The organism is Arthrobacter sp. Soil_C_60, assembly GCF_057656375.1.
Map to the genome: position 1 here is coordinate 221,712 of NZ_JBDGKM010000005.1, position 20,278 is coordinate 241,989.

Consider the following 20,278-nt stretch of genomic DNA (forward strand, 5'->3'; position numbering starts at 1 on the left):
TTCATCTCGTACTGCTTTCTGCGTAGGGGTCGGCCTGTCAGGCCGAGTGCGCAATGGTGGTCAGCAGGCGCGCGGCACAGCGCGCGGTGGCGCCGTCGTCGTCGTACTCCGGATTGAGTTCGACGACGTCGGCCAGTGCAAGCTTTCCGCTCGCCGCTGCCTGCCGGCAGGCAGCGGCGATGACCGGGAACGGGACGCCGAAGGCGGCCGGCGCACTCACGCCTGGGGCCGTTGCTGCCGGTAACACGTCCAAGTCCACGGTCAGGTAAAGCAGGTCCACCGAATCCGTGAAGCTGGCCACGAAACGCTCCAGCGTCGCGCCGTCCTGACACTGCTCGTCGGTGAGGTATTCGACGCCGAGCCGGTCGGCCGTGTCGAACAGCGCCCGGGTGTTGTTCGGTGCGCTGATGCCGGCGACGGCGTAGCGGAACTGCCGGCCGGCGGCCGCTTCGGCCTCAGCGATTTGTAGGAACGGCGTTCCGGAGCTGGGCCGGGCATCACGGCGCAGATCGAAGTGGGCATCCAGGTTCAGGATGCCCAGACGCCTGCCCTCCAACAGCCCGGACCCGGCCAGTCCCAGGTAACTGGCATAGGCGGTTTCGTGGCCACCGCCAAGTACCAGCACCAGCCGGCTCTGAGGCAGCAGGGCAGCAATTTTCTTCCCCAAGGATTCCTGGCCGGGTTCGAGGCCGAAGCCTTTGACGGCCACGTCCCCCGCGTCGTGGACAGCAAACCTGGCGTGCAGCGCCAGCGGGCCCAAGGCCCGGCGGATTGCGGCCGGGGCATGCCGGGCACCGGGACGCCCTTGGTTTCGCCGGACCCCCTCGTCGCTTAGGAAACCGACGATGGACAAAGTGTCCGTGGAGCTCTCAGCATCGGTTGTGGAATCGGGGGATACGGCCTGGGCCACGGCATTGTGCCAGCGACGGTGCTGGGGCGAATCGCCGTCGTTGCGGCCAGTCCAGACTGGGCGGACGGACGGAGGGGCGAACTGGGAGGACATGGTTAAGGGCATCCTGATTTGGGGGACTTTTCTGTGACGTGAATTACCGGCTCAAGCAACGAAACCGCATTTCGGGCATCCGATGTGCCAGAATTTCGGGAAAGAGTCTGGGATTCCGGACAAATGCTTCTGACAAAGCAGACCCGCGAGGAGGGAACCAATGGCAGTCTCCAAGGTGCCCGCAGCCGAGAACACGCTGCGGATACTGCGCTACATGGCCTCGCGCCGCGGCCCCGTCACTGCCACGGCCATCGCCGCCGCGCTCGAGCTGCCGCGCTCGAGCGTGTACCACCTGCTGACCGTGATGCAGGAGAACGGCTTTGTGCTGCACCTGCCGCAGGAGCGGGTCTACGGGTTGGGCATCGCCGCCTTCGAATTGAGCTCCGCGTACAGCCGCCAGGAACCCTTGGCCCGGCTGGGCCGGCCATTGCTGGCAGGGCTGGTGGACCGGGTGGGCGAAAGTGCGCACCTGGCCGTCCTGCACGGGCGCGACGTGCTCTACCTGGTGGAGGAACGGGCCAAGAACCGCCCGTCGCTGGTGACCGACGTCGGTGTGCGGCTCCCGGCGCACCTGACCGCGAGCGGTCGCGCCATCCTTGCCGCGCTGCCGGCTTCGCAGTTGCGCGCGATCTTTCCGGACAAGTCCGCATTCATCGTTCGGCAGCCGGATCCTGCGATTACCGGCTACACACAGCTGAAGCATCACCTGGGGCAGGTCCGCCAGCGCGGGTACGCGACCGAAGAAGGGGATGTCACGGCCGGCTTCGCCTCGCTCGCAGTGGTAGCACTGGACCACGTCGGCTGGCCGGCGGCCGCCGTCGCCGTCACCTTCCTGAGCCACCGCATGGGGGCGGAACACCGCGAGGCGCTGTTGGCCGAACTTCGCTCCGTGGCCGCCGAGGTTTCGCACCGCATCTACGGCACGTAAAGCCGATGTCTGGTATCCCAGACGAAACACATTCAAAAGCCCCCTCCTAAGGGCTGCCGCGGCTGTTTCATAGAAGCAGAGGTTGTGAGCCGTGCCACCCACGGATCCGCGACAATCCCCACGACGCGAAAGAAGGAACGCGAAATGGTCGAGAACTTCACCCAGCATGACCCGTCCCGCAGCATCCGGGCGCCGCGCGGCACTGAGCTGCGGGCCAGGAGCTGGCAGACCGAAGCGCCGCTGCGGATGCTGATGAACAACCTGGATCCCGAGGTCGCCGAGCGCCCCGAGGACCTGGTGGTCTACGGCGGCACCGGCCGCGCGGCCCGCAGCTGGGAGGCCTACGACGCGATCGTTCGCACGCTGGCCACCCTTGAGAAGGATGAGACCCTGCTGGTCCAGTCCGGCAAGCCGGTGGGCGTTTTCCGCACCAATGAATGGGCGCCGCGGGTGCTGATTGCCAACTCGAACCTGGTGGGGGACTGGGCCAACTGGCCGGAGTTCCGCCGGCTCGAGGCCGAGGGCCTGATGATGTACGGCCAGATGACCGCCGGGTCCTGGATCTACATCGGCACGCAGGGCATCCTGCAGGGCACCTACGAAACTTTTGCCGCCATCGCCGACAAGCGGTTCAACGGCACGTTGGCCGGAACGTTGACGCTCACCGGCGGCTGCGGCGGCATGGGCGGTGCACAGCCGCTGGCCGTGACCCTTAACGGCGGAGCGTGCCTGATTGTCGACGTCGACGAGACACGTCTGCGCCGCCGCGCGTCCAAGCGCTACCTGGATGCGGTCGAGACCGACCTCGATGCCGCCATCGCCAAGGTGCTGGCCGCCAAGGCCGAGAACCGCGGTCTGTCCGTGGGCTTCGTCGGTAATGCCGCCGAAGTCTTCCCCGAGATCCTTCGCCGGCACAAGGCCGGCGAGCTGACCGTGGACATTGTCACGGACCAGACCTCCGCCCACGACCCGTTGAGCTATCTGCCCGAAGGCATCGCCGTCGAGGACTGGCACGTCGAGGCTGAAGCGGACCCTGTGGTCTTCACCAAGAAAGCCCAGGTCTCCATGGCCCGCCACGTGCAGGCGATGGTCGAGTTCCAGGACGCCGGTGCCGAGGTGTTCGATTACGGCAACTCCATCCGCGACGAGGCCCGCCAGGGTGGCTACGAGCGCGCCTTCGAGTTCCCCGGCTTCGTCCCGGCCTATATTCGCCCGCTCTTCTGCGAGGGCTTGGGCCCGTTCCGGTGGGTCGCCCTGTCCGGCGACCCGGAGGACATCCGCGTCACGGACGAGGCGATCAAGGAGCTCTTCCCCGAGAACGAACACCTGCACCGCTGGATCGACGCCGCCCAGGAGCACGTCGAGTTCGAAGGTCTTCCGGCACGGATCTGCTGGCTGGGCTACGGCGAACGGCAGAAGGCTGGACTGCTGTTCAACCGGCTGGTGGCCGAAGGCAAGGTCTCTGCGCCGATTGTGATTGGCCGCGACCACCTGGACTCCGGTTCCGTGGCCTCGCCGTACCGCGAGACCGAATCCATGGCCGATGGCTCGGATGCCATCGCCGACTGGCCGCTGCTGAACGCCCTGGTCAACACGTCCTCCGGCGCCACCTGGGTCTCCATCCACCATGGCGGCGGCGTCGGCATCGGCCGCTCCATCCACGCCGGCCAGGTCTCCGTGGCCGACGGCACCGAACTGGCAGCTGCCAAGCTCACCGCCCTCCTCACCAACGATCCGGGCATGGGAGTGATCCGTCATGCCGACGCCGGCTATGAGCGCGCCGTCGAGGTCGCTGCCGAGCGCGGCGTCCGGATCCCAATGAACGAAGGAAAATAACTATGACAACGGCACAGCTTGCCACCGTGGTCCTCGGCACTTCCGGTGCCGCCGCGGACGACGTAATTGCCGTGGCCCGCCACGGTGCCCACGTGGAACTCTCGCCCGAAGCCCGCGAAGAGGTGGCCCGGGTCCGGGCCCATGTGGACGCACTGGCAAAGTCAGATACCCCGGTATACGGCATCTCCACCGGCTTCGGTGCACTGGCGACCAAGCATGTCCCCGCCGACTACCGCACCCAGCTGCAGAAGTCCCTGATCCGGTCCCATGCCGCTGGCATGGGACCGGTAGTGGAGCGCGAAGTGGTCCGCGCCCTGATGTTCCTGCGGGCCAAGACCTTGGCCTCCGGCCGCACCGGCATCCGCCCCGAGGTGCTGGAGACCATGATCGCCCTGCTCAACGCGGGCATCACTCCGGTGGTGCACGAGTACGGTTCGCTGGGCTGTTCCGGGGACCTGGCGCCGCTCTCGCATTGTGCACTGGTGCTGATGGGAGAGGGCCGGGCCACCGGTCCCGACGGCGAGGAACGTCCTGTGCCCGAACTGCTGGCCGAAGCGGGCATCGATCCGGTGGTGCTGGCCGAGAAGGAAGGACTCGCCCTGGTCAACGGGACCGACGGCATGCTCGGTCAGTTGGTCATGGCCATCGCGGACCTGCGCGAACTGCTGACCGTTGCCGATATCACCGCAGCGATGAGCGTGGAGGCGCTGCTGGGCACAGATCAGGTTTTCCGGCCCGAGTTGCACGGGCCGCTGCGCCCGCATCCGGGCCAGGCCGTCAGTGCGGATACTATGTTTCGCGTGCTGGCCCGCTCTCCGATTGTGGCCTCGCACCGCGAGGGTGATACCCGGGTACAGGATGCCTACTCGCTGCGCTGCGCCCCGCAGGTGGCAGGTGCCGCCCGGGACGCGGTGGAGTACGCAGCCACCGTTGCTGAGCGCGAACTGGCCGCAGCCATCGACAACCCCGTGGTGCTGCCGGACGGTACGGTCACTTCCAACGGCAACTTCCATGGCGCGCCCGTGGCTTACGTACTGGACTTCCTGGCCATCGTTACCGCGGACGTCGCCTCCATCGCCGAACGTCGCACCGACCGGCTGCTGGATCCGGCCCGCTCTCACGGATTGCCGCCGTTCCTGGCCGACGATCCAGGCGTGGATTCAGGCCTGATGATCGCCCAGTACACCCAGGCCGGCCTTGTCTCGGAGAACAAGCGACTGGCCGCCCCGGCCAGTGTGGATTCGATCCCGAGCTCGGCCATGCAGGAGGACCACGTGTCCATGGGCTGGCACGCTGCCCGCAAGTTGCGTACCGCCGTCGGCAATCTGCGCCGGGTGCTGGCCATCGAGCTGGTGGCAGCTGCCCGTGGCATCGAACTGCGCGCCCCGCTGCAACCGGGACCGGCCACCGGCGCCGCGCTGGCAGTGTTGCGCGAACGGGTGGCTGGCCCTGGGCCTGACCGATTCCTGGCGCCGGAGCTGGCCGCCGCGGAGGAACTCATTGCTGCGGGACAACTGCGCACCGCCGTCGAAGTCGTTACCGGCCCGCTTGGATAGGGGACGCCAGTGGCAAACCTGCGGCCTGGAACGGTTACCGTTCCAGGCCGCAAACCTGCTTAGGGCATCAGGCTAGCTAGTCGAATGTCGACAGCCAATACCTAGCGGCGGACGCTCCGGCGGCCGGCGATGCCCTCGGCCAAGCCGATCAGGAGCACCGCTGCGATCACGGCAACGACAAATCCGAGAATGTTTAACTCGAAGATGTCGCCGGTGCCCAGCAGATTCGCGATCACGCCACCAATGACTGACCCAACCAGGCCCAGCAGCAGCGTGGCTACCAGGCCCAGATTCTGCTTCCCGGGCTTGATAAGACGGGCAAGTGCCCCGATGACGATGCCTGCGATGATAAAACCGATCATGTTGCCTCCTAGTAGTTTCACTAAACGTAAGCATACTTAGTACCTGTTCGCAAAACTCCCGCGAACGGTTTCGCGGCGCGGACGACGCTGACATGCTTGTAGGGTGACATCGATCTCGACGGACCCTCCCCATACCGCGCTCAGTTGGAAGCTGGTGCCAGCGGGGCTGCTCTCGGTGTCCGGAGTGCTGCTTTTCGGCGTCGAGAATGGCCTTGTTGGTTATGGAATTCTGGCCGTCAGCCTGGTTACGGCCGCACTAATCGACCGTGAGCTCGTGCGGCATCTCGGGCTGGTCGCCGCGGGAATGGTGGTCATCAGCCTGGTTCCGCTGAATGCTGATCTGAGCATTCAGCACATGGCACTGATGGGCGGTGCGCTCACGTTGGCCGTGCTGGTGCCGTGGCTGGTGTCGCGGTTTGCCTACCGTGAGAGGGTCATCAAATTTCCGGTGAACACGGGCCGTAAATGGCCGCTGACCGCGAAACTGTACCTTGTCGGTGTTGTTGCGCTCGGCTACTTCATTCTTCCGGGATACTTGATCAGCACCGGCGTCTACCAGAACTGGCCGGACGCATCCGACCCCACCATCTTCTGGCGGCTCTTTCTCGGAGTGAACGCTGTTGGTATCTGGGACGAGCTCTTCTTTATCTGCACCACGTTTACGCTGCTGCGGCGGCACTTCCCGGACTGGCTCGCCAACATTCTGCAGGCCGTGATCTTCTCGTCTTTCCTGTGGGAGATCGGCTACCAGGCTTGGGGCCCGCTGCTGACATTCCCGTTCGCGCTGCTGCAGGGATACACATTCAAACTGACGAAGTCGTTAACGTATGTCGTGTCCGTACACTTGATCTTCGACTTCGTCCTGTTCCTCGCTCTGGTCCACGCGCACAACCGCGACTGGCTCCCGATCTTCTTGTACTGACTCCTGCTCATTTGAGGACGTGGTCGCAACGAATGCCGAGGACTTCCTCTGGATGAGAAGTTAGGGATTTCCGCTGCAAGCCATTGTCAGCATCCGACGTCGGTGCCAACGTGAATGTATGACGATAGAGGTGCGTGCGGCTACGGCGTTCGACGACGTGAAGAAGATGCTTGGGCCCAAGCGGCCGGATGCCAAGGTGTGCTGGTGTCTGAGCTACCGCATTCCGTCGAAGGACAATCTAGCGCTGCGAGGGCAGGACCGCGGGCAGCTTGTGGAGAGCCTGTGCCGGCAGGATCCGCCGCCTGGGGTGCTCGCTTTCGACGGCGACGAGGTGGTCGGCTGGGCCGCCGTGCATCCGAGAGCAGACACCAGCTTTGCCCGCAACCGGAAGATTCCTCATGTGGATGACGTCGATGTTTGGTCGGTGTGGTGCATCCGGGTGAGGCCCGGGCATCGAGGCAAAGGCATCTCCCATCATCTACTCACGGGTGCCGTCGAATTTGCACGCGAGCATGGGGCGCCTGCGATCGAGGGGTATCCGGTCGACAACGACGGCAAGAAGGTGGACCTCACCATGGCATACGTGGGAACGCGCAAGCTCTTCGAACGGGCTGGGTTCACCAAGGCAGCTGACACCGATTCGGTGCTGAACGGGTTCCCTCGCGTACTCATGCGGCTCGACCTTCGCTAAACAGGTTGTCAGCGGGACGGCGGGGTCGAGCGGTAGCTCAAGGTTCCATAGATATCTTCCGTCGCTCTTTCAACGGCCTTACATCGGTTCTACTCTTGGAACATGCCGCAGGAAGATCCCTCCTCCGCGGACCTTGAAACGGCGGACAGGCAAGCCGTTACCAATGCGACGCCACCGGAAGCGGGGCACCGCACGTTCATGCATGTGCTGGTCAATACCGCCCTTGCCAACGTGATCACCAGCTTTCTCTGGTTTGCTTTAACCTTCTGGGTGTACCTGGAAACCCGTTCCGTGCTGGCAACCGGTCTTATTGGCGGCGCCTACATGCTGCTCGTCGCGTTCTTCGGCCTGTTCTTCGGCGTGCTGGTGGACCGCTGCCGCAAACACGCGGTGATGGTGGGCTCTACGCTGTTCACCGTGGCCTGCTTTGGGCTGGCGGGACTGATGTTCCTGCTGGTTCCGGAGGACGCTTTGCTGAGCCTGACCGGGATCTGGTTCTGGCTTTTTGCCCTCGTGGTGCTCATCGGCGCCGTCATCGAACAGCTGCGCAACATCGCCCTGTCCACCACCGTAACGCTGTTGGTGCCTACCGAGCGCCGGGCCAATGCCAACGGCCTGGTCGGAACCGTGCAGGGGCTCGCGTTCATGATCACCTCCGTCTTCAGCGGACTGGCGATCGGGATGCTGGGCATGGGCGGGACGATCATCATTGCGCTGGTCGCCTGCGGTGCAGTGCTGGTGCACTTGCTTATCCTCAGGATTCCCGAACCCAGGATCGTGCGTGCTCAGGAGCGCGAGAGTTTCGCCGAGCTGCGTGCGGGCGTCGCGGCCGTCCGCGCGACCCAGGGTTTGTTCGCGCTGATCCTGTTCACCACCTTCAACAACCTGACTGGCGGCGTGTTCATGGCACTCATGGACCCGTACGGCCTGACGATCTTCCCCGTGGAGATCTGGGGCGTGGTGCTGGGTGTGACGGCGACGGGTTTCCTGATCGGCGGCGGGCTGGTGGCCAAGTTCGGGCTGGGCAAGAACCCGATTCGCACCATGCTGATCCTGGTCGCCTGCACCGGCGTACTCGGTGCGACGTTCACCATCCGCGAGTGGTGGTGGCTCTACGCGGTGGGCATCTGGGTCTTCATGATGATCATCCCGGCGGTCGAGGCCGCGGAGCAGACCGTGATCCAGAAAGTGGTTCCGTACGCCACCCAGGGAAGGGTCTTCGGGTTCGCCATGACGTTTGAGGCGGCGGCCGCCCCGATCACCGCCTTCATGATCGCGCCGTTGGCCGAGTTCTGGATCATTCCCTACATGAATTCACAGCCCGGGAGGCAAAGCTGGGAGTGGCTGCTGGGTGAGGGGGACGCCCGCGGGATTGCGCTGGTGTTCCTGATCTCCGGGATCGCGTCGATCGTGCTGGGGCTCGCGGCCTTGCTCACGCGGTCGTATCGCCGGCTCTCGGTTGCGTATGCCAATGCCCCGGAGAGCGCGCCGCTGGCGGCTGATGTGCAGGGTGCACCTGGCGGCGTTACCGATGACCCTGCCTGATTTGTCTACAGGGTATTCGGCGGAGCCGTTATTCAGTGTTGGTCGAGTGCTGCGAGGAACCGCTTCATGGAGCCGCCGAGGTTCCAGTCGGTGGCCAGCCGCTCAAGTTCGGTGCGTGAATTGCCGTCGACGGGGTGGAGTTGCGCGCCTGCCTCATCGACGCTCGGCAGCTTGAGGTCGCGCACCACCTTTACGACGGCTGGGGCGACCTTAAGATAGTCGGCGGCCTTGTTGAGCTTCGAGCGGACGGATGCGGACAGTCCGCTTCCCGCGTCCGCCGCCGTGAGCAGCCCGTCGAGGGAGCCGAACTCTCCGAGCAGCGATGCGGCCGTCTTCTCGCCGATGCCGGCAACACCCGGAAGCCCGTCGGAGGCGTCGCCGCGGAGGAGCGCGTAGTCGGCATACTGTTCCGGCAGCACGCGGTATTTGCCGACGACCACCGCGTCGGTCAGGACCTCAAGGTTCTTCATGCCGCGCGCGGTGTAGATTACGCGCACCTGCCGGGCGTCGTCGACCACCTGGAAGAGATCGCGGTCGCCGGTGACCACATCGACTGGAGGGTCGGCGTGGCTCGCGTAGGTTCCGATGACGTCGTCGGCCTCGTGTTCGGGGGCGCCAACGACGGCGATTCCGGCGACTTCCAGCACCTGGCGGATCATCGGAATCTGCGCTTCGAGCCCGGCCGGGACGATCTCCACGTCCGGAGCACCCGCCACCACCTCTGCGACCCGGTGTCCCTTGTAAGTGGGGAGGAGGTCCACCCGCCACTGCGGACGCCAGTCGTCGTCCCAGCATGCGATCAGATGCGTCGCGTTGTAGTCGGTGGTGAGCCGCGCGATCATGTCGAGCAGGCCACGGACGGCGTTGACCGGTGTGCCGTCAGCCCGCTGGATCGTATCGGGCATGCCGTAGAAGGCACGGAAGTACAGCGACGCAGTGTCAAGGAGCATTAGGCGATCGGACATAACTGATCCTGACACGGATACAGCGGGATGTCAGGACCGTCGCGGTTTCCAGCTGCCCGTGCCGGTGTTCCGCCACCACAGTTACGGTGGAGCCATAGCGCTAATGGAAGGGGCTGTTCATGGAAGACTATTTTGCCGGAGATGAGCGATCGATGCGCGAGCGGATGGTCGCGGGCGACCTTTATATCGCCGACGACCCGGAGCTCGCCGCGGACGGCGCCCGGGCGATCGAACTCGCGGACCGTTACAACAGGGTCTGGCCCAGCGACCGTGCCGCGGCAGGGCAGATCCTGCGTGACCTGCTGGGGGCGCTCGGCGAGGGCTCCGAGGTCCGGCCACCCTTGTTCGTGGACTACGGCCACTACATCAGCATCGGTGCGCGGACCTTCATCAACTACAACCTCACGGCTCTGGATGTCGCTGCCATTACGATCGGCGATGACGTGCAGATCGGTCCCAACGTCCAGCTGCTGACGCCAACGCACCCGGTGGAGCCGAAGCCGCGCCGCAACAAACTGGAGGCAGCGCAGCCGATCACGATCGGGGACAACGTGTGGATCGGCGGCGGAGCGATCATCCTGCCGGGCGTTACGGTCGGCGAAAACACCGTGATCGGGGCAGGGGCAGTGGTCACGAAGGACCTGCCGGCAAACGTCGTCGCCGTGGGCAACCCGGCGCGGGTGGTCCGCGAGCTCTAAAGAAATATGTTGACGGCGCCCTCCGGCTGGGGGAAGCTTTTCGCCAGCGGATTCTCCTCCGCTTACGCAGGGAAAGGCTCGTCATGATCAACGAAGATTCGAACACTGGTGTCCGGCGATATAAACGATGGCTGCCAGCGCTGATGCTGTGCCTGCTTGTGTCAGCTGTAGGCCTTGGGGCAGCCCCGGCTAATGCCGCCCCAAACAAGGGCGGCGACAAGGGTGACAGCGGAGGCGGAGGCACCTCAACGCCTCTCGGCAACGACGTGTCCTGGCCGCAGTGCGGCAAGACGCTTCCGGCCGAGGCCGCGTTCGCGATTGTTGGTGTGAACGGCGGCCTGGCCAACAACACCAACCCGTGCTTTACCGAACAGATCGCGTGGGCAGAGAAGGCCACCGTAGCCACCGACACCACTGGCCAGCCCGACGTCGCGCTCTATGTGAACACTGCGAACCCCGGGCTCGCCGGATCCTGGTGGCCCGACAGCAATGAGTACGCCGGAACCGTCGTCCACAACCCCTACGGCGACTGCCAGCTAGCAACAGAACAAGGACAAGAAGAAGGCGCGGCCTGCGCCTACATGTACGGCTACGCCAAGGCGTATGACAACGTCCATATCCGCGGTGTCAGCAGCCCAGAGAATTACCTGTGGTGGCTCGACGTCGAAACGGAGAACAGCTGGTCCGAGACCGATCTGGAGGCCAACCGGGCCGCCCTGGAGGGCATGACCGACTACTTCGAGAGCATCAATGCCCACGTCGGCATCTACTCGACCAACTACCAGTGGGGCCAGATCGTCGGCCAAGTCAGCGCGGACAGCAGCCTCGCCGGTCTCCCGAGCTGGCTGGCCGGAGCACGCACGCTCAACGGCGCCAAGAACAACTGCTCGCTGGCACCGCTGACACCCGGCAGTGAAGTCACTGTGACCCAGTTTGTCTCCAAAGGCCTGGACTACAACTACTCCTGCATCTAGCCCCTCAGCGAGAACGTCCCTAAAGTACGAGAACGTCCCTTACACGCCGACTACAAACGGTAAGGGACGTTCTCGCGGTCGAAACACCCTGCACGGGCGGATCATCTGAGCGCAGGGCTGCTCGCGGAGCGGACCTACTGCTGGGGCTGGCCGGCGATGTTGACCAGCCAGTTGATGCCGAACTTGTCCGTGAACATGCCGAAAGTATCGCCCCAGGGAGCCTTCTCCAGCGGTTCGGCGATGTTGGCGCCCTCGGTCAGTTTGTCCCAGTAGCCGCGCAGTTCCGCTTCGTCGTCGCCGCTGAGGGAGACCGAGATATTGTCGCCGGGGTTGTAGGCCATGCCGTTCGGGGTGTCCGCGCACATCAGGGTGAGGCCGTTCGGGGTTTCCAGCATGGAGTGCATGATCTTCTCCCCTTCGGCCGGATCGTCACTGGCATGCAGTTCCGCGAAAGTGCTGCGGGTCAGTTCGCCGCCGAAGGCTGCATGGTAAAAGTCCATGGCCTGCCGGGCGTTGTCGCGGAAGCTGAGGTACGGGTTGAGGCGCGTTGCCATGATCGAACTCCTTTGTTGGTCATGCTCGTGTGCTGTCCAAGGTCGATTATTTACCAGCGGCTGCGGGTAGGGAAGACTACGGGGAGACCGAAAGTTGGTTCCATGCCAGTTCAGTTGTCATCTCATGGGCAGGTCTTGGTCGCGGAGAGGCTGCGCGCTGCGGGCTGTGTCTTTGCCGAAGACGAGGCACAGCTGCTGGTCGCTGCTGCGCTGACACCGGCGGCGCTTGAGGACATGGTGGGCCGGCGGGTCGCCGGGCTGCCGCTGGAACAGATCCTTGGCTGGGCGGAGTTTTGCGGCCTGCGGATCGCCGTGGCGCCGGGCGTGTTTGTGCCGCGCCGGCGGACGGAGTTCCTGGCTTCCAAGGCCATCGACCTGGTCCGCCGCGTGGCCGGCCCGCCGGTAGCGGTCGACCTTTGCTGCGGCTCGGGCGCCGTAGCGGCTGCGCTGGCCGACGCTGTGAACGGGTTGGACCTGTATGCAGCGGACATCGCCCCGGCGGCCGTGAGCTGCGCCCGCGGCAATATCGGCCAGACGGGCCAGGTGCTTGAAGGGGATCTCTACGCTGCGCTGCCCATTGTCCTGCGCGGCAGGGTGGACGTCCTCGTGGCCAACGCACCCTACGTTCCCACCGAAGCGATCGGGATGATGCCGCCGGAAGCCCGTCTGCATGAACCGCAGATTGCGCTCGACGGCGGGAGGGACGGACTGGACATCCAGCGACGTGTCGTCGCGGCCGCGCACGAGTGGCTGGCGCCCGCAGGCTACCTGCTGGTGGAAACCGGCCCGAGCCAATTGAACGGGACCGCGGAGATTTTCGAACGCCACGGTTTTGCCGCCCAAGCCCACTACTCGGCGGAACTGGATGCCGCCGTCGTTATTGGAACGATCCCCGGGAAATAGGACCGCGGCATCTGGTCGCCCATTCGACTCTTGACGCAAACAGGTTTGTAACGCAAACTAGTTTGTGTAATCCACAACGACGAAAGGCAAGCGAGCATGGCACGGCATTCCAACAGCACTGGCGCCCAGCCCGGCGAGCCGGAGGAAGCGCCGCTGGACCTGCACGCCGCGCTGCGCCTGGTTAACGATGCCGAAACCAAAGCCCGGGAGGAACTCCAGGGCAACGAGGCCGGCGTCTATCTGATCTGGGGTTTCGCGTGGCTGCTCGGCTACGGTGCGATGCACGCGGCCCGGTTCGGCTGGCTCCCGCTCAGCGCCGGGACTTCCCTGACGGTCTTCAGCATCACCATCCTGGCCGCGCTCGCCAGCACCGTCTTCATCGTGACGCGGCAGCGGCGCGGCATCCGCGGCCACTCGTCCTTCGTCGGCGCCATGTACGGCGGCGCGTGGGCACTGGGCTTCATGGTGATGGGCACGCTGTCCGGAGTGATCGGCGCCGCGGTCGAGGATTTCTGGCTCACCGGCATGATCATCAACGGGATCGCGCTGCTGATTGTCGGGCTGATGTATATGGTCGGCGGCGCGATGTTCAACGACAAGAGCCAGGCCCGGCTGGGCATCTGGTTCCTCGTGGCCAACATCATCGCGATCCTGGCCGGCCCGGCAAACTTCGTGACCGTCTGCTTTATCCTCGGTCCGCTCGGCTTCTTCGCCGGAGCCCTGGCGGAATTCCGCCGGCGCCGTCGGCTACGCAACCGCGGGCGGGGGTAGCCGTGGCCGAATTGGACCCGGTGATCCACGCCGAATCCCGCCTGCGTGCCATCACCATCCTGAACGAGGTGGGGGAACGGGACAAGATCGCCTTCACCAAGCTGCGCAAGATGCTGGACATGACCGCCGGCAACCTCTCCACCCACCTGCGCAAGCTCGAGGACGCCGGCTACGTGGAGGTCACCAAGACCATCGAGGGCCGCACGCCCGCCACTTACGTGGGCATCACCGCCAAGGGCAAGGCCGCCTACGCGCAGTACCGGGTGGCGCTGCGCGAACTGCTCACCGGCCTGCCCTAGTCACTGCAACACCGCAAGAACAGCAAGTATCCGCACTCATCCAGGAGCACCGATGAAAGTCCCTGCACCAGTTGCTGTACCCACTGCTGAAACCGCTTCCAACCCGGATTCGAAACCCACCGAACTACGTACGACGGCGGTGCTCGCCTCCGTCACGAATGCCACCAAGAGCTTCGGCAACACCGCGGCGCTGAGCGGCATCAACCTGGACATCAATGCCGGCGAAGCGCTCGGCCTGCTCGGCCCCAACGGCGCCGGCAAGTCCACGCTGATCAGTCTGCTCACCGGCCTCCGCCGGCCCGACTCCGGCACCGTTGAACTTTTCGGCCGCAACCCGCTGGACCCGAGGGCGCGGCTGCAGTTGGGCACCACGCCGCAGGCCACCTCGGTCCCGCAGACCCTGAAGCTCCGCGAAACCGTGGAGTTCGTGGCGGCGCACTACCCGGACCCGGTTCCCACTGCGGAACTGCTGGCCGACTTCGGCCTGAGCGACATGGCCGAGAAGCAGTGCGGCGCGCTCTCCGGCGGTCAGCAGCGTCGGCTGCTCGTGGCGCTGGCGCTGGTGGGCCGGCCGCGCCTGGTGGTGCTGGACGAACCGACCACCGGCCTGGACGTGGACGCCCGCGAAACCTTGTGGCAGCGGCTGGAAGAATACCGCCGGGGCGGCGGGACGCTGCTGATCACCAGCCACTACCTCGAAGAGATCCAGGCGTTGGCCAGCCGCGTGGTGGTGATCGACCGCGGAACCGTGATCGCGGACGGCAGCGTGGACGAGATCCGCAGCCATGTGGCAATCAGCAAGGTCTCGTTCAAAAGCCAGCTGCCGGCGTCGTTGTTTGAATCCTTCCCCCAGGCAGTCAGTGCCGCCACCAGCGTCAAGGGCATCACCACGGTGGTGACCCAGGACGCGGATGCCACCGTCCGGCAGCTGGTCAGCGACGGCATCGAATTCAGCGGCCTGGAAGTCCACGCCGCCAGCCTTGAAGAAGCGTTCCTGGCGCTGACCCGCCATTCCTCCGCCGCAGCAACCGAGACCCCAAAGGATCCGGCATGACCACCTTGGCCCACCGCCATCCCGCGCCGCCGACGCAGGCGGCTCTGCTCAAGGCGCACACCAAGGCGCAGGTGCTGGAGCAGCTGCGCATTCCGGTGGCCGTCATTTCCTCCACAGTCTTCCCGACCCTGGCCCTGCTGTTTTTCGTGATTCCGCAAGAGATGGTCACCTCGAATCCGATCACCGCGCTGACCGCGATCGCCCAGTTGGCCCTGTTCGGCGTGATGAGCTCGTTCCTGTTCAACTACGGCATCGGCATCGCCGAGGAGCGGGCCAACCCGTGGAACAGCTACCTGCGCACGCTGCCCGCGGGACCGGTGCCGCCGACCATCGCGCGGGCGCTGACGGCAATGATGTTCGCGTTCTTCGCGCTGATTCCGGTGCTGATTCTGGGCGGACTGATGACCTCGGCGTCGGAAGCCTTCACCAGCGGCGAGCTGTCCTGGGGACGGATTCCGCTGTCCGTGGTGGTCTGGCTGTTCTGCGGGCTGCCGTTCCTGGCGCTGGGGCTGTTCATCGGCTACCTCTGCACGGCCAAGGTGGCGATCGCCGTGACCCAGGTGGTGTTCTTCCCGATGGCGTTCGCCGGCGGAATGATGCTGCCGCCGATCATGTTCCCGGACTGGCTGAACACGTTCTCGCTGTTCCTGCCGTCCCGGGCGGCGCGCGACATCGCGGTCCAGGTGCTCTCCGGCCAGGGCATGCACGCCAGCTCGATCCTCTGCCTGGTGGCCTGGACCTTGGTGCTGGGCGCGCTGGCACTCTGGGCGAACCGGCGGGACCAGGGCCGCCGGTTCCGGTAGGCGGCTGCAACAGCCACTAACGACGGCGAACGGACCGGTCTGCCGCTTCCGCACGCCGGGATAGTCGGTGCGGAGTCCTAAGCTGGGAGGCGTGAGTCCTAAACAACCCGTCGCGCCCATCACTGGGCAGGGCCTGAACCGTACTATCCTCGCCCTCGCGCTGCCGGCCTTCGGCGCGCTGATCGCTGAGCCCCTGTTTCTGCTGGCCGATTCAGCGATTGTCGGCCACCTCGGCGTAGCCCAGCTGGCTGGCGTGGGACTGGCGGCCACCGTGGTGCAGACCGTGGTGGGCCTGATGGTGTTCCTGGCCTACTCGACCACGCCAGCGGTGGCCCGGCTGCTCGGCGCCGGGCGGCACGCGGATGCGCTCGCCGTGGGCCGGGACGGCATCTGGCTCGCCTTCTTCCTCGGCCTGGTGCTCTCCGTGGCCGGCTGGGTGTCGGCTCCCGCGCTGGCCTCCGCGATGGGCGCGGCGGGCGAGGTGCACGGCTACGCGGTGGATTACCTGCGCTGGTCCATGCCGGGGCTGACCGCGATGCTGATCGTGCTGGCGGCCACCGGTGTGCTGCGCGGGCTGCAGGACACCAAGACCCCGTTGCTGGTGGCCGGCATCGGCTTCCTGGTCAACATCGGGCTGAATTTCGTGCTGGTCTACGGGCTGGATCTGTCCGTGGCTGGATCGGCAATGGGCACCAGTCTGGTGCAGTGGGGGATGGCCGCCGTCTATCTGGTCATCGTCTACCGCGGCAGCGTGAAGTACGGGGTGCCGCTGGCGCCCACCTGGACCGGGGTCAAGGCCACCACGCACGTGGGCTCGTGGCTGATGCTGCGTACCTTGAGCCTGCGGATCGCGATTCTGGCCACTGTCTTCGTGGCCACGGCGCAGGGGCCGGTGAGCCTGGCCGCGCACCAGCTGGTCATGACGGTCTTCACCTTCCTCGCCTTCGCGCTGGACGCCATCGCGATTGCGGCGCAGGCGCTGATCGGCAAGGAACTCGGGGCGGGCAACAAGGCGCTGGCGCATTCGCTGACCCGCCGGATGATCGTCTGGGGCGTAGGCTTCGGTGTCGTCACCGGGGTGTTGTTGGCGCTCGCCGGCCCGCACTTGGGCTGGATCTTCTCGTCCGATGCGGCCGTGCAGGATGCCTTCGCCATCGGGGTGCTGCTGCTGGCGCTCAGCCAGCCGGTCTGCGGTTTCGTCTTTGTGCTCGACGGGGTGCTGATCGGCGCCGGTGACGCAAAGTATCTGGCGGTCGCCGGCGTCGTAAATCTCTTGGTTTATCTGCCGCTGCTGGCCTGGGTGCAGTTGTCGGAGCTCAGCGGCGTCACCGGACTGGCATGGCTCTGGGCGGCATTCGGGCTGGGCTACATGGCCGCGCGGGGCCTGACACTCGGCTGGCGGGTCCGCACGGATGCATGGATGGTCACTGGAGCGCACTAAACTCGAGGGGTGAGCACTAACAGCACTGTCCAGGCCGCCGCGTACTGGCAGCCCGTTTTGATGCGGGCGCTTGTCGCGGCCGCGTTCGGCATCATCACCATCTTCTGGCCCGAGCCGGGGGACACGGTCATGGCCCTGGCCGGCGGCGCGTTCCTGCTGCTCAACGGCGCGGCGGTGTGGCTGCTCGCGCGGAAGCCCGAGGCCAGCGAGTACCGGACGCTGCTGCAGCTCGAAGCCGGCGCGTTCGCCGTCGCCGGTGCGCTCGCGTTCGCCCTGCAGACCCCGTCCACCTTCACCATCCTCGCCACTGCGGCGCTGCTCATCGGCGGCGGCGCGGAACTGGTGCTGTGGTGGCAGAACCGCGGCCCGCAGGGGTCGGTCCTGTCCAAGGACTGGCTGATCGTAGGCACCGTCTCGGTGGGCTTCGGCGCGGCCCTGCCGTTCTTCACCTACCTCGGCGCACACGCACTGCTGGGTGTCCTCGGCGGCGCGGCGATCATCACCGCCGTCGTGCTGGGGATCGCCGCCCTGACCTACCGCTTCGATTCCCGTAAGGCCGCCGCCAGCTGACCGCGGCCCGCAGCCGTGACTGCGCCCACACGCAAATCCCGACGTCTTCTACAGCCGGTAGACTGGAGTGAGACTTTTCGCAGTAACCAGGAGGAATTCATCGTGGGCAACAACGCTTCGGGCGAGCCGAACGGACCGCGGATGTCGGTCAAGGGGCCGCTGATTTTCTCCGCTGTGCTCGGCGTGATCGCCGGTTTCTGCACGATGATCTTCTCCACCGGCGGCGCCGAAAACCAGCTGCGCTGGGACCTCGGTGTTACCGCGGCCGGCATCGCCTTCATCGCCGCGCTGCTGGTGGTGGCCGTGCTGACCATGGCCACCAAGGACAATCCGGACCACCTCAGCCAGGGGTCGGGCGTCAACCGCAGCTCTGCCAAGATCCCGGGCGGCGCCGGCACCGTGGGCGGGCCGAAGCGTGCTCCCCGCGAGCCCCAGGCAGATTCCGACGCCCCGCGCGATGAAGACCAGAACGACGACGGCGGCAGCCACCGTCCGCAGGTGTGACCGCCTGACGCTTCGGCCGGCGGATCCACCCGCTGGCGTTCCATGGCCCCAAGCTGACAAGCTGGGGCCATGACTTTTGGGCAGGACGAACCGCAGGCCGGAGCGGAGCCAGCGGCTCGGGAACAGGCAGAACCGCAGCAGGCCGAGCAGGCGCACGCCCGTCCCGCGCAGACCGGTGAGACCGCCGAGGGCAAGACTCTGCTGGTAGCGGAGCTCTGGTACCAGGGCGATCCCGGCCTCTCCTCGGCCGCGTTGCGCAAAAAGCTGGAGGCCCGGTTCCCCGGCGCGGCCTTCTCCGATGGCGTCATCCTGCTCCCGCACCGCGAGCATTCGTTTGAACTCCGAGGCAAGACCGTCAGCCTCAGCACCGGGCTGGCGGAACCGTCCGAGCCGCTGCCCGCGGCGGACGCGCTCGAAGCCACGCCCATCGACCAAAGCTGGACCTGGCCCGAGGCCGACCAGGTGGTACCCAGTTGCACGCACCGGATCCTGGTCACGGAAGTCCTGTCCAGTACCTTTGAGCCAAAGCCGCGGGTGGAATCATTCCGCAGCGTCCTCCAGTTCCTGGTGGGGGAGACCCGCCCGGCTGCCATCCGGTGGCTGCACAACTCCCATTGGCGGGAACCGGGCGAACTTGAAGCGGCACATCCGCTGGCAGGACCGGTGAACATGCGGTTCTTCCTGGTGGCCAATGACGAGGGCGCCATGGTGGTGGACAGCCTCGGCATGTACCAACTGGGCCTGCCCGATGTGCAGATCCACTTCCGGGACAAGGACCCCAACATGCTGGTGGAGCTGGCCTTCAACGTGGCCGCCTACCTCTACGAGAACGGGCCCGTGATCGCCGGCGGTACAACCTTGAACGGTCCGGACGGCCTCGTGCTGACCTGTTCCTGGGAGGATTCGCTGATCGGGCCGCTGCGCACCGTCATCGATCTGGAACCCGGGGAGCCGTTCGCCGCCGGGCACCGTGGTTGAGGTGCGGGCCGGCTGCTGGTAAGACTCTGGTATGGGTGCCGGGAATGAACCTGGCTCTTCGGCGGCACACGCAGCGGACGCCGCCGAAGAGCTCTCCAACACGACGACGCTGGACGTCTTTGCGCGCGTCGGCTTCGCCGTCCTCGGCCTGATCCACCTTCTCATCGGGGCCATCGCGGTGCGGATCGCCTTGGGTGGTTATGGCGAGGCGGATCCCGCCGGCGCCGTGGAGATCCTGGCGTCGAGGCCGGTGCTGGGTCCGCTGATGATGTGGACCTGCTTTGCCAGCTGCCTGGGCCTCGCACTGTGGCAACTCAGCGAGGCGTCCCTGCGTGCCCGGCACCTGCCGCGCAAGGAACAGATCTCCAAGGGCATCTCGTCCGGTTCCTTGAGCGTGACGTATGCCCTGTTCGCGTTCATGTTCGCGCGGTTCGCCCTCGGCGACGAATCCGACTCGGGCGAATCCACCAAAGACTTCACCATCGCGATGCTCCAGCATCCGCTGGGAGTGCCGTTCCTGGTGGCGGTGGGCGGCACGGTCATCGGCATCGGGATCTACTTCGTGGTCAAGGCGCTGCGCAGGCAGTTCACAGACGAACTGGACTTCGGCGATTCGAAACGCGGCAGGCTGCTGCGCGTCCTCGGCATAGTAGGACATATCGCGAAGGGCGTCGCCCTGTTCCTGGTCGGGCTGCTGATCATCATCGCCGCCGTCACGCACCAGCCCCGTCAATCGACCGGCCTGGACGGCAGCCTGAAGGCGCTCCCGGAGCAGCCCTTCGGCGTTGTCGCCCTGGTCGCCATCGCCGGCGGACTGATGTGCTACGGGGTTTTCGCGATCATCCGTGCCCGATACGGGCGCATGTAGCGCAGAAACCAAGGGCCGGTCCGCACCCGAAATCGGAAGCGGACCGGCCCCTG

Annotated in this window: 22 protein-coding genes; 18 read left to right on the plus strand and 4 right to left on the minus strand. The window is 65.8% G+C overall.

From position 1 onward, the window contains the following. Nucleotides 1–37 precede the first annotated feature (37 nt). Complete coding sequence (gene hutG / locus AC3A4M_RS13125) at nucleotides 38–1,003, minus strand: formimidoylglutamase (RefSeq protein ID WP_498736152.1); 966 nt, start codon at nucleotides 1,001–1,003, stop codon at nucleotides 38–40. A gap of 160 nt (nucleotides 1,004–1,163) precedes the next feature. On the opposite strand from hutG, the gene AC3A4M_RS13130 reads away from it, so the two are divergent. The 3 genes from AC3A4M_RS13130 to hutH all read left to right on the plus strand — a co-directional run bounded on the left by AC3A4M_RS13130 (nucleotide 1,164) and on the right by hutH (nucleotide 5,323). Then, the gene (locus AC3A4M_RS13130; RefSeq protein WP_498736153.1) at nucleotides 1,164–1,931 is read left to right on the plus strand and encodes an IclR family transcriptional regulator; all 768 of its coding nucleotides are present in this window, start codon (nucleotides 1,164–1,166) and stop codon (nucleotides 1,929–1,931) included. Nucleotides 1,932–2,075: 144 nt separating this feature from the next. Then, nucleotides 2,076–3,767, plus strand: coding sequence for a urocanate hydratase (gene hutU, locus AC3A4M_RS13135; RefSeq protein WP_498736154.1), 1,692 nt, complete (start codon nucleotides 2,076–2,078; stop codon nucleotides 3,765–3,767). Continuing rightward, nucleotides 3,764–5,323, plus strand: coding sequence for a histidine ammonia-lyase (gene hutH, locus AC3A4M_RS13140; RefSeq protein ID WP_498736197.1), 1,560 nt, complete (start codon nucleotides 3,764–3,766; stop codon nucleotides 5,321–5,323). The genes hutU and hutH overlap by 4 nt, the downstream gene beginning before the upstream one ends. A 101-nt stretch (nucleotides 5,324–5,424) precedes the next feature. Here hutH and AC3A4M_RS13145 read toward each other — a convergent pair whose 3' ends face one another. Beyond that, on the minus strand, nucleotides 5,425–5,685 hold the full coding sequence (locus AC3A4M_RS13145) for a GlsB/YeaQ/YmgE family stress response membrane protein (protein ID WP_498736155.1): 261 nt from the start codon (nucleotides 5,683–5,685) through the stop codon (nucleotides 5,425–5,427). Nucleotides 5,686–5,788: 103 nt separating this feature from the next. Here AC3A4M_RS13145 and AC3A4M_RS13150 point away from each other — a divergent pair, with 103 nt between their 5' ends. The 3 genes from AC3A4M_RS13150 (at nucleotide 5,789) to AC3A4M_RS13160 (ending at nucleotide 8,843) form a co-directional block, all read left to right on the plus strand. Then, nucleotides 5,789–6,607 (plus strand): CPBP family glutamic-type intramembrane protease, encoded by an 819-nt coding sequence (locus AC3A4M_RS13150; RefSeq protein WP_498736156.1) that lies wholly within the window; start codon nucleotides 5,789–5,791, stop codon nucleotides 6,605–6,607. A gap of 118 nt (nucleotides 6,608–6,725) precedes the next feature. Further along, the gene (locus AC3A4M_RS13155) at nucleotides 6,726–7,298 is read left to right on the plus strand and encodes a GNAT family N-acetyltransferase (RefSeq protein ID WP_498736157.1); all 573 of its coding nucleotides are present in this window, start codon (nucleotides 6,726–6,728) and stop codon (nucleotides 7,296–7,298) included. 102 nt (nucleotides 7,299–7,400) lie between these two features. Then, the gene (locus AC3A4M_RS13160) at nucleotides 7,401–8,843 is read left to right on the plus strand and encodes an MFS transporter (RefSeq protein WP_498736158.1); all 1,443 of its coding nucleotides are present in this window, start codon (nucleotides 7,401–7,403) and stop codon (nucleotides 8,841–8,843) included. A 32-nt stretch (nucleotides 8,844–8,875) separates the two neighbouring features. Here AC3A4M_RS13160 and AC3A4M_RS13165 read toward each other — a convergent pair whose 3' ends face one another. Next, the gene (locus AC3A4M_RS13165; protein WP_498736159.1) at nucleotides 8,876–9,808 is read right to left on the minus strand and encodes a 5'-3' exonuclease; all 933 of its coding nucleotides are present in this window, start codon (nucleotides 9,806–9,808) and stop codon (nucleotides 8,876–8,878) included. Nucleotides 9,809–9,927: 119 nt separating this feature from the next. Between AC3A4M_RS13165 and AC3A4M_RS13170 the strand changes: the two genes are divergently transcribed. Together AC3A4M_RS13170 and AC3A4M_RS13175 are read left to right on the plus strand one after the other, a co-directional pair. After that, nucleotides 9,928–10,506: a sugar O-acetyltransferase gene (locus tag AC3A4M_RS13170; protein ID WP_498736160.1), complete on the plus strand. Its 579-nt coding sequence runs from the start codon at nucleotides 9,928–9,930 to the stop codon at nucleotides 10,504–10,506. Between the two features lie 83 nt (nucleotides 10,507–10,589). Further along, nucleotides 10,590–11,480, plus strand: coding sequence for a glycoside hydrolase family 25 domain-containing protein (locus tag AC3A4M_RS13175; RefSeq protein ID WP_498736161.1), 891 nt, complete (start codon nucleotides 10,590–10,592; stop codon nucleotides 11,478–11,480). 134 nt (nucleotides 11,481–11,614) lie between these two features. Here AC3A4M_RS13175 and AC3A4M_RS13180 read toward each other — a convergent pair whose 3' ends face one another. Continuing rightward, a complete protein-coding gene (locus tag AC3A4M_RS13180; protein WP_074700568.1) occupies nucleotides 11,615–12,034 on the minus strand; it encodes a VOC family protein in 420 nt (139 codons plus the stop codon). A 102-nt stretch (nucleotides 12,035–12,136) separates the two neighbouring features. Here AC3A4M_RS13180 and AC3A4M_RS13185 point away from each other — a divergent pair, with 102 nt between their 5' ends. From AC3A4M_RS13185 to AC3A4M_RS13230, 10 genes are all read left to right on the plus strand, one after another. After that, nucleotides 12,137–12,937, plus strand: coding sequence for a putative protein N(5)-glutamine methyltransferase (locus AC3A4M_RS13185; protein ID WP_498736162.1), 801 nt, complete (start codon nucleotides 12,137–12,139; stop codon nucleotides 12,935–12,937). Between the two features lie 96 nt (nucleotides 12,938–13,033). Next, the gene (locus AC3A4M_RS13190) at nucleotides 13,034–13,708 is read left to right on the plus strand and encodes a hypothetical protein (RefSeq protein WP_498736163.1); all 675 of its coding nucleotides are present in this window, start codon (nucleotides 13,034–13,036) and stop codon (nucleotides 13,706–13,708) included. Between the two features lie 2 nt (nucleotides 13,709–13,710). Next, entirely contained in the window at nucleotides 13,711–14,007 is a 297-nt protein-coding gene (locus tag AC3A4M_RS13195; protein WP_074700571.1) for a transcriptional regulator, read from the plus strand. 52 nt (nucleotides 14,008–14,059) lie between these two features. Next, complete coding sequence (locus tag AC3A4M_RS13200; protein ID WP_498736164.1) at nucleotides 14,060–15,061, plus strand: ABC transporter ATP-binding protein; 1,002 nt, start codon at nucleotides 14,060–14,062, stop codon at nucleotides 15,059–15,061. Beyond that, nucleotides 15,058–15,864 (plus strand): ABC transporter permease, encoded by an 807-nt coding sequence (locus tag AC3A4M_RS13205; protein WP_498736165.1) that lies wholly within the window; start codon nucleotides 15,058–15,060, stop codon nucleotides 15,862–15,864. Before AC3A4M_RS13200 ends, AC3A4M_RS13205 begins: the two co-directional genes overlap by 4 nt. 91 nt (nucleotides 15,865–15,955) lie before the next feature. Further along, the gene (locus tag AC3A4M_RS13210) at nucleotides 15,956–17,305 is read left to right on the plus strand and encodes an MATE family efflux transporter (protein WP_498736166.1); all 1,350 of its coding nucleotides are present in this window, start codon (nucleotides 15,956–15,958) and stop codon (nucleotides 17,303–17,305) included. Nucleotides 17,306–17,314: 9 nt separating this feature from the next. Continuing rightward, nucleotides 17,315–17,875, plus strand: coding sequence for a hypothetical protein (locus tag AC3A4M_RS13215; protein WP_498736167.1), 561 nt, complete (start codon nucleotides 17,315–17,317; stop codon nucleotides 17,873–17,875). A gap of 102 nt (nucleotides 17,876–17,977) precedes the next feature. Then, nucleotides 17,978–18,379 (plus strand): hypothetical protein, encoded by a 402-nt coding sequence (locus tag AC3A4M_RS13220; protein ID WP_498736168.1) that lies wholly within the window; start codon nucleotides 17,978–17,980, stop codon nucleotides 18,377–18,379. Between the two features lie 69 nt (nucleotides 18,380–18,448). Beyond that, nucleotides 18,449–19,357 (plus strand): DUF4261 domain-containing protein, encoded by a 909-nt coding sequence (locus tag AC3A4M_RS13225; protein ID WP_498736169.1) that lies wholly within the window; start codon nucleotides 18,449–18,451, stop codon nucleotides 19,355–19,357. 31 nt (nucleotides 19,358–19,388) lie between these two features. Beyond that, nucleotides 19,389–20,225 carry a DUF1206 domain-containing protein gene (locus AC3A4M_RS13230; RefSeq protein ID WP_498736170.1) on the plus strand — a complete coding sequence of 279 codons (837 nt, stop codon included), beginning with the start codon at nucleotides 19,389–19,391 and terminating at the stop codon, nucleotides 20,223–20,225. Nucleotides 20,226–20,278: the final 53 nt, after the last annotated feature.